General features: G+C 54.2%; 13 protein-coding genes. 9 read left to right on the plus strand and 4 right to left on the minus strand.

All coding sequences use genetic code 11. The annotated features are described in order from the left end of the window. The first annotated feature begins 4 nt into the window (after nt 1-4). The 9 genes from H6F75_RS15960 to H6F75_RS16000 all read left to right on the plus strand — a co-directional run bounded on the left by H6F75_RS15960 (nt 5) and on the right by H6F75_RS16000 (nt 11,111). Nucleotides 5-1,828: a ShlB/FhaC/HecB family hemolysin secretion/activation protein gene (locus H6F75_RS15960; protein WP_242020043.1), complete on the plus strand. Its 1,824-nt coding sequence runs from the start codon at nt 5-7 to the stop codon at nt 1,826-1,828. 283 nt (nt 1,829-2,111) lie between these two features. Further along, complete coding sequence (locus tag H6F75_RS15965; RefSeq protein WP_190753451.1) at nt 2,112-2,732, plus strand: hypothetical protein; 621 nt, start codon at nt 2,112-2,114, stop codon at nt 2,730-2,732. A gap of 50 nt (nt 2,733-2,782) precedes the next feature. After that, complete coding sequence (locus tag H6F75_RS15970; RefSeq protein ID WP_190753452.1) at nt 2,783-3,442, plus strand: response regulator transcription factor; 660 nt, start codon at nt 2,783-2,785, stop codon at nt 3,440-3,442. A gap of 325 nt (nt 3,443-3,767) precedes the next feature. Next, complete coding sequence (locus tag H6F75_RS15975) at nt 3,768-4,667, plus strand: calcium-binding protein (protein WP_190753453.1); 900 nt, start codon at nt 3,768-3,770, stop codon at nt 4,665-4,667. A 239-nt stretch (nt 4,668-4,906) separates the two neighbouring features. Continuing rightward, nucleotides 4,907-7,546 (plus strand): CHAT domain-containing protein, encoded by a 2,640-nt coding sequence (locus tag H6F75_RS15980; RefSeq protein WP_190753454.1) that lies wholly within the window; start codon nt 4,907-4,909, stop codon nt 7,544-7,546. Between the two features lie 785 nt (nt 7,547-8,331). Then, on the plus strand, nt 8,332-8,553 hold the full coding sequence (locus H6F75_RS15985; RefSeq protein ID WP_206754686.1) for a hypothetical protein: 222 nt from the start codon (nt 8,332-8,334) through the stop codon (nt 8,551-8,553). A gap of 338 nt (nt 8,554-8,891) precedes the next feature. Beyond that, a complete protein-coding gene (locus H6F75_RS15990; protein WP_190753456.1) occupies nt 8,892-9,971 on the plus strand; it encodes an L-dopachrome tautomerase-related protein in 1,080 nt (359 codons plus the stop codon). 486 nt (nt 9,972-10,457) lie between these two features. Then, entirely contained in the window at nt 10,458-10,607 is a 150-nt protein-coding gene (locus H6F75_RS15995) for a hypothetical protein (protein ID WP_190753457.1), read from the plus strand. 249 nt (nt 10,608-10,856) lie between these two features. Continuing rightward, nucleotides 10,857-11,111, plus strand: a complete 255-nt coding sequence (locus H6F75_RS16000) for a hypothetical protein (protein WP_190753458.1) — start codon at nt 10,857-10,859, stop codon at nt 11,109-11,111. Between the two features lie 165 nt (nt 11,112-11,276). Here H6F75_RS16000 and H6F75_RS16005 read toward each other — a convergent pair whose 3' ends face one another. The 4 genes from H6F75_RS16005 to H6F75_RS16020 form a co-directional block, all read right to left on the minus strand. Continuing rightward, on the minus strand, nt 11,277-11,753 hold the full coding sequence (locus tag H6F75_RS16005; RefSeq protein WP_190753459.1) for a hypothetical protein: 477 nt from the start codon (nt 11,751-11,753) through the stop codon (nt 11,277-11,279). Then, nucleotides 11,713-12,015 (minus strand): hypothetical protein, encoded by a 303-nt coding sequence (locus tag H6F75_RS16010; protein WP_190753460.1) that lies wholly within the window; start codon nt 12,013-12,015, stop codon nt 11,713-11,715. The genes H6F75_RS16005 and H6F75_RS16010 overlap by 41 nt, the downstream gene beginning before the upstream one ends. 167 nt (nt 12,016-12,182) lie before the next feature. Continuing rightward, nucleotides 12,183-13,760: a hypothetical protein gene (locus tag H6F75_RS16015; RefSeq protein WP_190753461.1), complete on the minus strand. Its 1,578-nt coding sequence runs from the start codon at nt 13,758-13,760 to the stop codon at nt 12,183-12,185. Nucleotides 13,761-13,931: 171 nt separating this feature from the next. Then, nucleotides 13,932-15,461 (minus strand): hypothetical protein, encoded by a 1,530-nt coding sequence (locus H6F75_RS16020; protein ID WP_190753462.1) that lies wholly within the window; start codon nt 15,459-15,461, stop codon nt 13,932-13,934. Nucleotides 15,462-16,119: the final 658 nt, after the last annotated feature.

Consider the following 16,119-nt stretch of genomic DNA (forward strand, 5'->3'; position numbering starts at 1 on the left):
ATAGATGCCAAACTGGCTGGTTTCTACATTGACTCCCCCACCAACATGCTGGATAGTTGGGCAGCCAGGGCGATCGCCGCTCACCCAGAGCCTGCCTCGGGTCGCCGTTGATTCTTTGACAAGAGACGCTACTGCTGTGATGCATCTATTTCGTGCTGGGCTGACTGCCCTGATAGTGGTAATGGCCCTTGATCTGGGGGCTCAGGCCCAAACGCCACCCAGCTTACCGCTGCCAGAACCTACTGAGCCCACCCGGCCTGCCCCACTAAATCCACCCTTGCCAGAGCCAATTCCGCCCGAGGAACCGCTGCTGCGACCCGAGCCCACCCCTGAGGAGACCAGTCCCCCGCCAGGTGAACTTGTGTTTACCGTTAACCGCATCGAGGTGGTGGGCAACACTGTTTTAGAGGATGAGATCGCCGCTCTAGTGGAGCCCTTGGAGGGGAATGCCCTATCGCTGGCCGATTTACTCGGGTTGCGCACCGCCATTACCGAGCTGTACCAGAGCCAGGGCTACGTCACCTCCGGGGCCTTTTTGCCCACCAATCAAGACCTGAGCAGCGGGGTAGTGCAGATTCAGGTGATCGAGGGCGGGGTCGAGACTATTCAGGTGAATGGGTTGGGCCGACTGCGAGAGGGCTACGTGCGCGATCGCATTGCCCTGGCCACCCAGTCGCCCCTGCAAATTGCCCAGATCGAAGACGCCCTGCGCCTGCTGCAAATCGACCCCTTGCTAGAGCGCGTCGATGCCGAACTCACCGCTGGCAGCCGTCCGGGACAAAACATTCTGATTCTCGACGTGGTGGAAGCTGACCCGTTGTCGGCTGCAATCACCCTCGACAACTCCCAGTCATCGAGCATTGGCTCGTGGCAGGCCGAGGCTCAGGTGCAGCACCGCAACGTGCTGGGACTGGGGGATGCGGCCAGCCTGCGCTACGGCCACACCCAGGGGCTAAACCTCTACGAGCTGCGCTACGGCCTGCCCCTCAACGCCCGCGACGGCACCCTGCAACTGCGCTACGAAAACGCCAGCAGCCGTATCGTCACGCCCCAGTTTGTCGATGCGGGCATTCGCAGTACCAGCCAAACGTTGGCGCTGAGCGTTCGTCAACCCCTGAGCCGCTCGATCAGCCAGGAGTTTGCCCTGGGCCTGGCCTTTGACCTGCGTCAAAGCCGCAGCTTTATTCTCAACGACATTCCCTTTTCCTTCTCAATCGGGCCAGAGAATGGGGTGGCGAAGGTGAGCGCCCTGCGATTTTCCCAGGACTGGCTGGCGCGAGATCTGCGGCGGGTGGTGGCGGCGCGATCGCAGTTCAGCCTCGGCCTCGGCCTATTCGATGCCACCGTCAACGACACCGGCACCGATGGCCGCTTTTTTGCCTGGCTGGGACAGTTTCAGTGGGTCGAGCGGGTTTCGCCCAACCTGCTGCTGGTCAGCCGCGTCAACGCTCAGCTCACCCCCGACTCGCTGCTGCCCCTAGAGCGCTTTAGCGTCGGCGGGCAAGACACGGTGCGCGGCTACGCCCAAAACCAGATCGTCACCGACAACGCCGTGGTCGGCTCGGTCGAGCTGCGCATTCCCCTGTCGGCCACCCCCAACCAGCTCTTGCTAATCCCGTTTGTAGACGCGGGCACCGGCTGGAACACGCAGACCGAAAGCCCCACCCCCTCGGTACTGCTGGGCACTGGTCTGGGGGTGCAGTGGCAGCCCATCCCCGCCACCAACCTGGGCTTTACCTACGGCATTCCCCTGATTGGTGTACCGAACCAGGGCAGCTCTTGGCAAGAAAATGGCTTCTACTTCACCTTTACCTATCAACCGCTGTAGAGCGTGGCGTTGCGAAGCTGGCGTTGGTTATGCCACAGCTAAAGGACGTTAGGTTCGATTCTCAACTGGCCACGGAAACGGCGTAGGTTCTAGCGTGAGCGGATCTCGCTTACATCTGAGGGCTGCCCTACAGCTTTAGAACTGGTCGTTAAGGAAAGAAGACCAGATTGCAGAAAAGTGCAAAGTCTCTGGTTGAAAATGCGGTTTAATTCTGGTTGAGTCGCCCTAGAGTATAGAGCAGCTAGGGAATCCATCTCGGCTGGCACAGCGAGGGAGCGCTTGTTTGACAAAGCTTGTTAAGCCCGTTATTGACTCGGCCTGGCTATTGCGCTGGTGGTACCGGCACCAGGCCCAGTGGCTAAACCGGGAAGCCGATGCCATTCGCAACGGTTTGCTGCAAGACCTGTTTGCGGTGCGGCGACAGCTAGAGCTGCTGCCTGGCGATGGTGGCCTGGCCGCCGTCGAGCATCTATACCAGTCGCTCGAAGACCTGGGCAACCGGCTCAGCTCGCCCTACCTGCACGACTCGCTGCCCTTAGCAATTCAGCAGGCGCTGGCCAACTGGCCAACCCAGGTGCCCGCCAGAGCCGAGTTGCCTGGTCAATGGCCGGTCGAACCGGTCGAGCACACCCTCCTGCTGCTAGCGGCGTTAAACCACCTGGGTCAAACTCTAGCGGCCCGGCCCAGCCTGCCTCAGAGCTGCGTTGTGAGTCTCGCCGCAGGCCCCGATCGCAAGCGATTGACGATCTCTATTGACTATGAAAACGCCGTTCCCCCTGCCCTGCTAGATCTAGATCAATCGGAGACCTGGAGGGCTTACCTCACCACCTTTGACCTGTTTAGCCAGGGCCAGGTCAGCGCTACCCACGGGCCAGCGACCCTGCGCTGGGCCTTTGACTGGTAGCGGGCCACCGCGATCGCCCCTTTGATCTGTTACTGCATCTTCTTAAACCTATGACTACTTCCCAACGCCAACAGCTGCTCGTCGTCGATGACCACGACGCTGTGCTCAGCGGCACCGTGAGCGCCTTGCAAAAAGACTATCCCGATGCCGATATTCGCACCGTGCGCACCGCCCAGGAGGCTGCGGCCAGCGTGGCGACGGTGCTGCCCGCTCTGCTGGTCGTCGATCTCTCGATTCCAGAAAAAGCTGGGGCACCCTCGCTGCCCGAGACCGGGATTGGCCTGCTGCGATCGCTCATGCAGCAGCACCCCGACCTCAACATCGTGGTGCAGAGCGCCCACGTTAAATCGTTGGTGCGGCTCAAACCGGCGATCGACGCTCACCAAGGGGGCTTTACCATTGTCGACAAAAGCCTGCCCCTGCACGAAATGCTGACCAAGGTGAGCTGGGCTATGCAGGGGTTAATTTACACCCCCAAAGATATGCGCAGCGGCCTGGAGGTCAAGCCCGAGTGGCTGCACGTGTTGCAGCTCGCCTTTAAAGAAGGGCTACAAGACAAGGCCATTGCCGATCGCATGAATGTCTCAGAACGCACCGTGCGCCACTACTGGAGCAAGGTGCAAGATGCCCTGGGCGTCTACCCCGACCCCGGCAAAAATATTCGCATTCAAACCGAGATTCGCGCCCGCGAGGAAGGGCTGATCGACTGAGCGATCGCACGTTCTTTTCCATCTCTAATCGTCTGAAACAGTAGATGATTTCTATCGGCGGCTCCATAATGGGGCCGCTTTTTTATTGCTGTAGTTTTCGGCAATTTACTTGGCGGGTTCAAACCACTTTGTTGGCATTTATACTCCCTGACTGGAGAGTTTGAAGACTCTAATCTAAGAACCATAGAGAGCCAAGTCGTTCAACAAAACGTCTGAATAAAGCTTCTCTTCATTGTCTTTCATGACCGCATTAAGCCCAGGCAGAGTTGCAAAACTCAACCACAATGCGGCTTAAACGTCTCATTCTTATTCTTTGGAGAAACCTATGGCTATTATCAACGGCAGTGTTTTTGGCGATGTTGTGACTGGCACCATTGGCAATGATTCTATTGCATCATTTGGGGGTAACGACTACATCTACGGCAGCTTTGGCAATGACCTAATCAAGGGTGGCTCCGGCGTTGACACCATCGACTACAGCATGCTTGGCCAGCCCATAACCCTAGAAGCCGGTGGATTCGTCGGTAAGGGAACCGCCGGAGTTGACAAAATTGTGTCTGTCGATAACGTGATTGGCGCAATTGGACAATTTAATACTATTGATGCGTCTTCTGGCAACAGCGGTATTGTATCAATCAACGTCGATCTTTCTATTAATAGCTTAGTGGTCAATGATATTCCCGGCATTGGCACTATTGGGCTAGGAGTCCAAAATTTCATTGATGTTGTTGGCACAACTCAAAACGATTTTATTGCTGGTGATTTTCAAAACAATATTCTTAACGGCAACAGCGGTGATGACTTTTTATTCGGCAACTCCGGCAATGATTGGATGATTGGCGGCAAGGGCAGCGACATCGTCCTGGGGGGCAGCGGCAGCGATGCGCTGAGCGGGGGTTCTGGCAACGACTTCCTCAATGGCTTCGGCTTTACCTTCGGCGAGTTTGATGTGCTTGAGGGCGGTTCGGGGGCCGATGTATTCGCCCTCGGCGATGCCAACAGCCTCTACTACCTCGACAATGGTTATGCCACTATTACCGACTTCAACTATTTGGAGGGAGACAAAATTCAGGTTACGGGTAGCGCTAGCAATTACGGCATTGCGTTCCAGGATCTCTCTGGAGGGCTAGCTACCGATACTCTGATCTTCTTTGGCGGCGATCTGATTGGCGTTGTGCAAGATACAACAAATGTGGTGCCTACGTTTGATTTCATCGCCGCCTAGGGCTAAGCGATCGCGCTGATTTTCGCTGATGCTTTCCTCTCTAGCAATGCGGTCGTGCCGCGTTGCTAGAGTTTTTTAGGGTCATAGCTGCAGTACTGACGACTCTCTACGCCACTCTCAAGAAGAACGGGCTGGTATCCTGCCTAAGATCCTCTGGTAACCTGGGGCTTAGCTGTTGCCAGGCTTCGGTAAAACCAGCCTAACAGGCGACTTTGCCATGTAAATAGGGGTGTGTCTCGATGCCAAACTATCTGCGTCGTCGCCTAAGGGGCCTGTGGGGCGTACTGTTTTTGGTGGGGCTGGTGCTGGCGATCTGGGGCGGCCACGGGTGGTGGTTACTGGGGCTGGCGAACGATGCGATCGCGCCTCAGGCTGGTACCCCAGAGCAGCTGGTGCAGACAGGGGTTTCCTTTTACCAAGCTGGCGACTATCAGAGCGCCATCGATCGCTGGCAACGGGCGCTGCAGAGCTATGGCCCTGGCGTTGAGTCATCGCAGCGAGCGCTGGTTTACGAAAATCTGGCCAGAGCCCATCAGCAGGTGGGGCAACCCGCTGAGGCACTAGACGCCTGGACTGCGGCGGTGACTCTCTACCGCGAGCTGGGCGACTCGCTGCACCTGGGGCGCACCTTGACCGAGCAAGCCCAGGTGCATTTGAGTTTGGGGCAGCACCGACGGGCGATCGCTCTGCTCTGCCTACCCCAGACCGAAGCTCCCACAGACTCTTGCACCCCCGGTTCAGCCCTGGCCCTGGCCACCGCCACCGACGACGCCCTGGGGGAAGTAGCGGCCCTGGGCAGTTTGGGCGAAGCCTATCGCCTGCAGGGCGACTACCCAGAAGCCGAGGCCATTTTGCAGCAAGGGCTAAAGCTCGCTCAGGCGTCGGGCTATGGTCAGTTTGAGGGAGCCTTACTCAACAGCCTGGGCAGCATTTTTCAGCGGCGATCGCGCCTTGACTACCGCCGAGCCGAGGCGGCCAGCCAGCTAGGACTGACCGGCATTGCCAACACCTTTAGCAGCCAGGCCCAAGGGCAATCGCAGCAGGCCCAGCAATTCTTAGAGCAAGCTCTTGAGAGTGCTCAGCAGCAGGCCAACCTGGCCGCAGAGTGGCAAACCCGACTCAACCTGCTGCCCCTCTATCGCCAGCAAGACGACCCAACCGCTGCGAATACGACCCGCCAGCGGCTGAGCGAGTTGGTGGCTCAGCTGCCCGCCAGTCGAATCCTGGCTTACGGAGCGATCGCCGTCGGTCGGTCGTATCAACCAGTGGGCACCACCTTTCGCTGTGCCCTACCCAGCGACGAGGCCCAGGCCCAGATCTGGTTAGACCAGGGCGCGGCGATCGCTACCCAAATCGGCGACCACCGCGCCCAATCCTTCGCCCTGGGAGAGCTGGGCCACCTGCGAGAGTGCCAGGGCCAGCTGGCTGCCGCTATGGCTCTGACCCAGCAGGCCCAGGTGGCCGCCACTCAGGGGTTGTCCGCCGCTGATAGCCTCTACCTGTGGCAGTGGCAAGCGGGCCGCATCGCTCGCCTCCAGGGCAACCCTGAGGCAGCGATCGCCGCTTATGCCCAAGCTGTCACCACCCTAGAGAGCATTCGTACCGAAATTTTGGTGGCCGATCGCGACGTGCAATTCGACTTTCGAGATACCGTCGAACCCCTCTACCGCGAGCTAATTGAACTCCAGCTCTCAGAGGTGGCAAGCCTTCAGGCGGCAGCCAAGCAAACCCTGCCCCCATCAGCCTCGGCCTTAGAGTCGGCCCTGGTCACTGCCGATGCCTTGCGGCTGGCTGAATTGCAAAATTACTTTGGCAACGACTGCATTCTCAACCCCGTCGCCCAAGCCCGAGTCGATCTGCTGGCCCAAAGCACCAATACCGCCGTCATCAGCTCGGTCGTACTGCCCCAGCGCACGGCCCTAATCGTCAATTTGCCCAACCAACCTCCACAGCTCGTCTGGATTGACAACAGCTCCCAGTTGCGAGACACCGTTGTGCAGTTTCGCCTAGGGTTGGAGGCCTTCTACACCGAGCCCTACGACACCACCGTGGCCGAACAGCTCTACGGTCAGCTGATCAAGCCCTTAGAACCGGCTCTACAAGCAGGCAACATTACCACCCTGGTGTTTATCCACGACAGCTTTTTGCGCAGCGTGCCCATGGCAGCGCTCTACAACGGTGACCAGTTTTTAATCGAGAAATACGCCATAGCCACCACCCCCGCCCTCACCCTGACCACCGCTGCACCCTCGCGTCCTGAGAATTTGCAGGCTCTGGTATTGGGCAGCAGCCAGGCGGTGATCGCGGCGGGGCGGCGGTTTCCGCCCATTCCGGCGGTGCCGACGGAGGTGGCCTCAGTCTTGGCAGCGCTGCCGGGCAGCCAGGCGCTGCTCGATGAGGCCTTTAGTCAGGCCCAGCTGGAGCAGGCCCTGCAAAAAACGCCTTTTTCCATTCTGCACTTTGCCACCCACGGGCAGTTCAGCCCCGATCCTGCGGAAAACTTCATCATCACCGGGCAGGGGGAAACCGTCACCTTTGGCCAGCTAGAGGCGTTCATTCAAGCGGGAAACCCCAAAAACCCACAAATTGACCTGGTCATGCTCACAGCTTGCGACACCGCCGCCGGGGATGATCGCGCTACCTTAGGTCTGGCCGGAGTGGCGATTCGAGCCGGGGCTAGAAGTGCGATCGCCTCCCTCTGGCAGGCCGATGACGCCACCACAGCCCAAATCAGCCAGGACTTTTATCGGTTTTTGAAAGAACCTGATCTCAACAAGGCCCAAGCGCTCCAGCAGGCCCAAATTCAAGCCATTCGGCGGGGCTCTAGTGTTACCCCAGGTAAGTGGGCACCGCTAATCTTGGTGGGAAACTGGCTTTGAACCCAAGAATTGTCGGCTTATAGAGTAGCAACTATGAAAACGAAGTTTTAATGCAGCGACTCTCATTGCCGGAGAATGAAGAGCATCTGTACTACCCTCCATTCCACTCACCAGGGCTATTGTCCGGATATTTCCCCAAACCCTTCAACGAAAGAATGCGAGCTTCAGCCTCTAAAAACGATAAATACGTGCATTGTACTACTCAGTTTTGAAGAAAATTAGTTCATGGCTAGTCCAAGTGGCGTACTACCTGAATCCCTTGCTGCTTAAAGAATTGAGAGGTAAGTTGCCCCAAATCGCAGCTTCGCCAGTTTTAGGCCTAAATGGATTGGGCTTTGACCTACGTTTGCTGTTTTAGGTACACCGCTACCAACGTAGCAATCCCCACCAGCCAGAGCAGATCAAAGCCCAGACCATTGTTACTACAATAAACTACCCTGGTGGAGCTGAACTTTGCAGTTCAGCAGTTGTTTGATGGCATGTATAACTTGTTAGATATAAATGTTTTAGATGCGTATAAGTTGTTGAAAATTACTAAAGAGTCTGCCGTTTGGTTGTGCCTTCTCAATAACTAAGAGTATTATTTGCTATATGGAGAGAACCAACTGAGTGCAGCACTAAGAAGAATGGCAAATGATGAAGAACGAATTTTGCATTTTGGTAGAGGCATACACTCAAGCTTCGAGTGACGGGGATACGGGTACTGCTGAAACACTGCTGAAAGAACTAGATGGCATAGTCGTGTTATCCCAACACGCTCGCGTGAATGCAGAAAAAAGTAAGGGATGAACAGTGGGGTAGTGCCTGTTGAGATTCGCCACCCCAAAGCAGACAACCACGCCAGCGAGGCATCAAAAATGAACACTGACATTCAGACCTTAGAGCAAATTCTCAACCGCATTCTGAACACCAAACCCGCCGACAAAGCCCAGGACGAACTACTCAGCAAAGCCTACTCGTGCCTCCTAAGCGCGATCGCAGCTCTGGAGAAATACCAAGCCCAGTAGTCTATGCCGCTGCTGACAGTACGAAATAATTGCCCGCCTAGAGCGTATTGAATCGCAGCAGCGTGAGATCCTCCAACGACTGCGCCATGGTGTGACCCCACCAGAGTGTGTCAACGGCGAGGCGTTGGCAATGTCTCCAGGTATCAAGCCTCGCGCCGTGGATGGTGAACTGCGAGCGCGTCTCCTAGCCAGCTGTGTCGGTATTGTTCGTTTTACCAGATAATACCGGCGCAGCTGCCGAGTTTTGAGCAGTATTTGTCTTTCTAGTAGATTTACTCCCAGCTAAATCAGTGCGAGGATGTGGACGCTCCCTGTCTCCATTTCGCCCAACCCACCCCATGCCACAACTCTTTCCCCTGGCGCTGTCTGCCGCCCTGCTGACAACTGGCACGATTGCTCGTACTGCCCTCGCCCAACCCTCCCTAGATGTCGTAGCTGAATTACAGCAAGCCCCCGGCAACCTGACCGTCACCCCCAGCGGGCAGCTAATTCTGTCGCTGCACCAGTTCTACAACCCGCCTTACCCCGTCGCCGAGTACAGCAATGGTGCGATCGCGCCGTTGCTACCCCAATCAGAAAATAGCCCCGTTACCGCCAGCGTACTTGGCCTTTTAAGCGACAGCACCGGCATTGTTTGGCTCCTAGACAACGCCATGGGGACTGACAGCCCCCCGCAGCTAGTGGGGTGGAATACCCAGCAAGGCGCTCTCCACAAAACCATTTCACTCGCCGATGTCACCCCTGCTGGCTCGTTCATTAACGACCTGCGCATTGACGAGACGACCCAGACCGCTTTCATCACCGACCCAGCCGGTGGCGACAACGCCGCCCTGATCGTGGTGGACCTAGAAGCAGGCACAGCCCAACGAGTATTAGAGGGCCACTACAGCGTTACCCCAGAACCCATTGACCTGTTTGTGGAGGGCAATCCATTACTGAGGCGTCAAGATCGCACTTACCAGCGCCCGCACGTCGGCGTAGATGCCATTGCCCTGGATGCCAACCGCGAATGGCTTTACTACGGCGCTCTGCACGGCACCAGCCTCTATCGAATTCGCACCGCTGACTTGAGGGATAGGTCTCTGAGCGCGGCAGAATTGGCAAGTCGAGTCGAGAAGTATGCCGACAAGCCAATTTGTGACGGCATTTTGATGGATGGGGCTGGCAACATCTACTTAGGAGAACTCGCAGCCAATGCGATCGGTGTGATCACTCCCGAGCGGGAGTACCGCCGTTTGATTGAAGATCCTCGCCTTAGCTGGGTTGATGACTTTGAGTTCTCTGCCGATGGTCAAACCATCTATGCGGTTACCAATCGACTGCACCTATCGGCCCCGCTAAATGCAGGGGTAGAATCGGGCACACCGCCGTTCTATATTTTTGCATTTGAACCCCTTGCTCCCAGAACCCAGTGGTAGGCATTTGCTGCCTAGGGGTGCCCCTCGTTAGCGACGCTGCACTAGAATTTGAATGTCGCTCCGCTTGATCGGGTCAGGAATGTAGAGTCCATCGTAGAAAAACGCCGGGCGCTTCACAGCCAAGGATTGCTTCGAACATCCCCAGAAGGTTGTAGCTGAATTTCTGTCCATCCTGTATAAACAGCAACGTAGCGCAGAATCCAAAACACACTACGCTCAGTCCTACTAAGTACTAAATCCATTGACGTGATTAGGTTTCAGCGGTTTTTATACTACTGCCCTTGGCTCAGTACCGAGGGCTTTTTGCTGCCTACGCCTATTGACGCTTGAGAAAACAGGGCAGGCGCGCGATCGTCAAAGCAGTCGGCACCAATAGTAGGACTTCCTGGGAAATCAGTCGTTCGATTCATGAATCCTAGTAGCGGCGAGGTAACACTCATAGATGGAGGAATCAACCTGACGCAGCACTAAGAGGGTTGGCAAATTATGAACACTGACATTCAGACCTTAAAGCAAATTCTCAACCACATCCTACGCACCGAGCCCGCCGACAAAGCCCATGCCGCGCTCCTAAATCAATCCTACGCGAGCATCAAAAGCGCTGTTGATACCCTGGAGAAATACCAGGCACAATAGCCCCAGCAGAATTTCACCTGAGCCCCTGGCCTTACCGCTGGGGGTTTCTTTGCATCTCTTCTTAACAGATCAGTGCCTCTAGCAGTGAAAATAAGGGAGTCCTCATAGCAATTGCAAATGGTTTGAGGTCTTCAGCCATCGAACATTAATTTCAAATGTACATTTAGAGCCAAATTAATCCAACTTTAGATTGATAAACAAATAGAGCGTTAGAGTAAGCATAAACATAAGAATTTAGTGGTACTAAAAATGGAAAATAAAAATTTGGGTAATGACAGTCAAAAGCCTTTGGGGCTCGAAAGTGTCATGCGGCCTCCAACTCCAAGCCAGACTCGTCAACCTCTGGGTGACGAAACCTTAAACAAGATGCAGCAGGAGGACTCATCTCAAACTTCGGCAGATGCCAGAGTAGAAAACATCGATGAACTTGTGCGGGAAGATCAAGACAAGCCAGATGTGGTAAGAGGTGAGTTTGATCTGCTGACTAATCGGACTCCAGACTGATCTTTATCCCCAGAAAGCGCCCTCTAACCTGAGTGGTACTAAATTAACGCTAGTGGACCATCGTAAGCTGAAGTTGTGCGATCGCGTCTCTATTCACTTAGAAGTGGGCGGTAGGTCGATTGAGCATTGCACCGTCCGGCTTCCTGACATTTGCTAACTCAACGATTACCTTTGGCCGCGCACAACTTGCTCTTCTGGTGGCGCACCTAGGAAGACGACGCGCACCTGTTGCGGCTGAAAGATTCCAGGGACGCTAACTTGCGCAGTCGCTTGCGGGATGGCGATACAACGGGTAAGGGCAGATTCAGGATTGTTGGCATTCAGTGCAGTCACATAGATGGTGGCGCGGCGTCCGAGCACTTCGCTGTACGACACAACGGGCAGCAGTGAGTCGAGGCAGCCATTCAGGGTGAACTGAAGCGAAACCCGCGTTTCTGACCCCGTGACGTTATCGGCAACGGGAATCCGGACAGCTTGGATTTCGGTAATTCGACCTCCGATCGCCGTCAAGCTTTCGGTGCGAGCCGGAACCGGAATTGCTTGAGCAGTAGTGGTCGCGATCGTGGTTAAGGCTGCTGTGATGGGAAAAAGTCGAGCTAACCTAAGTACCAGACAAAAACTGTAAGACGTGGAGAAACTCATCGGTTTTTTGTTCAAGATTAAGCACAATGTTTCTAGGATAGTCAAAGCCGTAGCGAAACGTGCTCTTTACTGTGCGCCCATGCTTTCTGAGCTTCAGCGGCTTGAGGTAATGGAGCCACTCGCCCATCAAGATTATCCAACACAACGCCAGCGAGAGCAAGGCTAAGAGCTTACTTAAGCGCTCACCATCAAAAAGCGGTGAGTTATGCGGGGATTTAGAAACGGGTCGGATGTCACGTTGCGCCACAGTTTTGCTATCCATCCATAACATCTCGTCTAGTAAAAAAACAACGCGGGAAAGGCTTTTCGAGTGTTGAGTCGTGCGGTCGGCTTACGTCTTACCTGAGACAGCCGGGAAGCCTTGATTTCCCATTGCATTGTCTCAGGATTGGAATAATGAGACAGCAAAGGTCCAAAGAGATCAGCCAATTACCACTGCAACGCAGGATCGGGGTTAGGGCTGAGGGGTACAGGTTTGCAAATAAACGCCAGGATGTAGATTTGGTCAGCAGCCGTGGAGGTGGTTTTCGTTTGGCTGGGTTCCTGCGAAACCTTGCTTGCTTGGGGCAAGGTAGGGCGCATAACGGCTTCCTGCTGAAGTCGCGAAAACGCCTTTGACGCAGCGGCCTGAGAAATTCCAGGGTTCCTATCTACTGGCTGTAGCGGTTGCTTCAAGGGTAGATCCGTCGGTTCGATAGTCCGTATCGGCCGGAGTTGAGCCGCATTCAACGAGTTGACCTTAAGCGACTGAGAGAGGTTCCCTGAGGCTAAGTTGGGTTGTGCCGTTTGAGCCAGGATGGGATAGGCCAGGTCCAGCGAGGTGACGGGGCTAGCGACTATCTTCATCATGACAGAGGGGCGATCCCAGTAACGTTTGCCCTTAGGAAAATCAGTTGGGTCAATGAAAATATCAGGGCTAGGCCGTCTAGGGCGAATAACAACGGGCGTGGTCGGGGTTGCGGGCGCAGGTGGTTGAACCCGGCGCTTCACTGTAATGTTGCGCGCAAACACCACTGCACTGACATAGGCAGGACATTGACCAGCAGGGGGTGTATTGCCGTTGGAGAGCTGTCGAGAGCGATCCATAAACCGCCAAAAACGAGCTTTAAACAAGTCAGAATCGAGCCAAGTTCGCACGATCGCAGCAGAGCTAAATTCCAGTGAGATTGACTCAATATCGGAGGTTTGGAGGTCGGCGGCGAGGCGCGATCGCAACTCTGCCGGAGCTGTTTTGACCATCGCATCCACTTCATCCCGGGTCAGGTTAAAGGTTTGCCAAGAACCCGATGCCAACGCATTCATCGGCGAAAAACTGCTGGGATAAAATTCCACTCCGTCTACATCGGTTAAAGCATTGATGTTGGGGTCAAATTTACTGTTCCATTCTCCCCAGGTTCTATGGGGGTTTTTGGCCCCCAAGCGACTGCGTATCTCTTGAGATTGCTCTACCTCCTGCTTAAATCCTTCATTCAGCCAGCGGTTTTCTAAATCACGAAGCTGTTGCCGAAGTCGAGGTTCTTCTATCCTAATCCAGTGCTCTTTGAGGGCAAGGTCAGTTGTGGTCTCGCCAGTCATTTTGGCTGAGTTGTAATGCTCTTGAAGCACAAACCACTGATCACGAAATTGATTATAGGCTTTCACCGCTGGGCTCTGCTCTGGCCAGCCGTCAGCACCAGCAACACTTAAAAACTGTACGACTCGTTGGTATTGGGCTTCTTCTTGAGCCGTGCGGGTAGACTGGGCTAATTCAGTATCATGCCCACCTAAAACGTCGCCATAAACATCCCAAAGATAGTGGGCTTCTACCGGCTGCCACGCCTGCCCAGCAGGGATTAAGTTGACCAGTAACGAAAATTCTTTTAGTCGAGACACATTGAAATTTTGCACGAAACTCAGGTCATCCTGGGTATATTGCAGCGGTGTGAGGGGAAAACTGAGAAACGTGTTGTCACCCCCAAAAACACTTTGGGCCTTTTGCGTAAGGGCCAATTGAGCGATCGCGTCCATAATTCTTCCTTAAATAGTCGCGCTTAAGATCTAAATTTTGGCAGAAAGAAGGGTATTGCAAAAGAGATAAAAGGCTTGAGAAAGATTGAGATTTGAATTAAATTATTCACTCAAATCTCAATCTTAATACTCAAAGTCTGTCTACTCTTTCATCTCATCACTCCGCACAAATTAGATCCACTTCTCGATGTTGGGCAATGGATTGGGTGACTTGGGCAAAACATGGCACTTAAAGCCAATTACCTGCATCCCTGGCACCTTCATAGTTTGGCCATCAAAGGAATAGCCGTGCTTAGAAGTAGTTTCACCGAGGCTGGTGCTGCGCTTGTGGGAACCGCCCAGATTAATGGGACCGAGGGAGAGAGCACCGCCGCCATTGGCCGACGACCGCTCATACTCAGAGAGGTAGTCCGAGAAGCCGCTGCTTTGGCCGAGGGAAAGTTCTAAATCCTTAATCACCACCATCGACGTGGGGTAAGCCGGAATCAACCCCTTGGCCGGGTTGCCGCCATCGCTCACCATTTGCGCTTTGGAATCGGGGTTATTTTGATCGAAACGCCAAGTTTTGCTGTTGAGGAAGGCCGTCTTGAACCAGGGCCGAGTCACCATCACCTGAGCAATCTTGAACGAAAGCCGGAAGCGAGTACTATCAAACTTCACTTTCGATTCGTAGGAGGAACTAGTGTTGCTACCACCACCGCCACCACCCACGGTGAGGAAGCCGAGGCTGAAGCCACCACCGGCTTTGGTACTGGAGGATTGGGACGCATACTTAGAGTTGCGATAGCGGTTGTAGCGGGAGGAGTTGAAGGTAAACTGTGTCCAGCCGGAGGCACGGGTGAAGTTACCAGGAACGACTGACGTGAAGTAGAAGTCACTGCCTGATGCCAAACTGGTGAGCTTCGCTTTCAACAAGTCATCGCGATATTGATCTTTCAGCAACGACATATCTCGCTGCATTACTTGATCGATAAAGGCGTTGATTTGCTCGTAGTCATTCTTGTAGCCGTTGGAGACCCAATCGGCCAGCGCTGCCCGCACCCGATTACGTAGAATATTGGCGTTCATCGCCCAGTAATGCACATCTTCAGGGCGGCTAGCCGCTAGAGCGGCGATGCGGCGGCTGTTGTACTCCAGAGCAGCGGCTTCGTAATTAGCCATTTTCTCCTGGTAGAGTTTCACAATTGGGCCATCTTCGGTAATTTCCCGCTCGCGGCCAAACAGATCTGTCTCTGTGCGGGTTACGTTTAGAAGACTTCGAAATTGTTCAATGCGTTGCTTAATATCAGTGGGTAGTTCCGACTGCATTACCTGGCTCATTCGCAGAACGTATTCGTAGCGTTCAGAGAGCGTACCCTCATTGTTCATTACGCTCAGGCGGGTGAATTGCTCGTTGTTAAGCTTGGCTAGGTCGGGGACAAAATCGACCATACGGGCAAAGCTTTCAGCCTGCATATAGAGCCGAGCGGTATCGGTTGCCCTTAATTGATCGAGAAGCTCTGGGGTAATTTCTGGAGTTTCAGTTTCAGTACCCAGATCTTCAATAGCAGATTTATTGACAATGCCAGTTAAGCCTTGGCTAAGAAAGTCAAAATCATCGGCCTCAATGGGCATACCAGGTGTTGTCCAGCTAAAGAAGTTATCTTCTGAAGCAGGAACATTATTATCACCACTGGTTAGCACATCGTATAGGCTAGCCATAATTGAATTGGCTAAAGCACTCGGAGTCTCGAAGGACATAATCAGGTCTCCTAATTTTAAGGCACAGCTTTGGCAGCCTAATCTTTTCAAATTCGTAAATCCATCCTGGGTCTACCCATTCAGGAATTTATAGTTTCAGTCGCTCAGGAATTGAGAAGCGAAAATGCTGCCGGTTGACTATGTTTCTAAGTATGGAAGCCCAATACTCTTTTGACATGACCCACGTGGGTACTTCTTACTGACGTCCGATAAGATCCATTGGCATGAAACGGCTTAACCGTTACAATTTTTCTCGGTTTCGGTGGCCCACTATTGGCTCCGTTTTCGTTTTTCGGTAGTACTAGAGAGGTGATGATGCGTTGTAGTAGTGAACAAAATTCCACAGAAAGCCAATGTGATTACGCAGACTCTTCGAGAAGGCTAAGCTGCGTCTGACGAAGCGTAAAACTCGCTCCAGTGTGAATATGGCCATTCTTGACGGTTCGCTCAGAGGTGCAATCAGGGCAGGGAGGCATAAGCATCGTTGCGTAGCTTTACTATCACCCTAACCAATCCGTCATTACCTCTAGAGTTCTACCCCGATCGCTTTGGCTACTGCTGGAGTCGCGATCGCACGCAGAGCCATTAATGAGATGAAGCAATCGAACACCTCAGGGAA

The sequence above is a fragment of the Nodosilinea sp. FACHB-131 genome, from assembly GCF_014695395.1.
In the GTDB taxonomy this organism is placed as follows: Bacteria; Cyanobacteriota; Cyanobacteriia; order Phormidesmidales; family Phormidesmidaceae; genus Nodosilinea.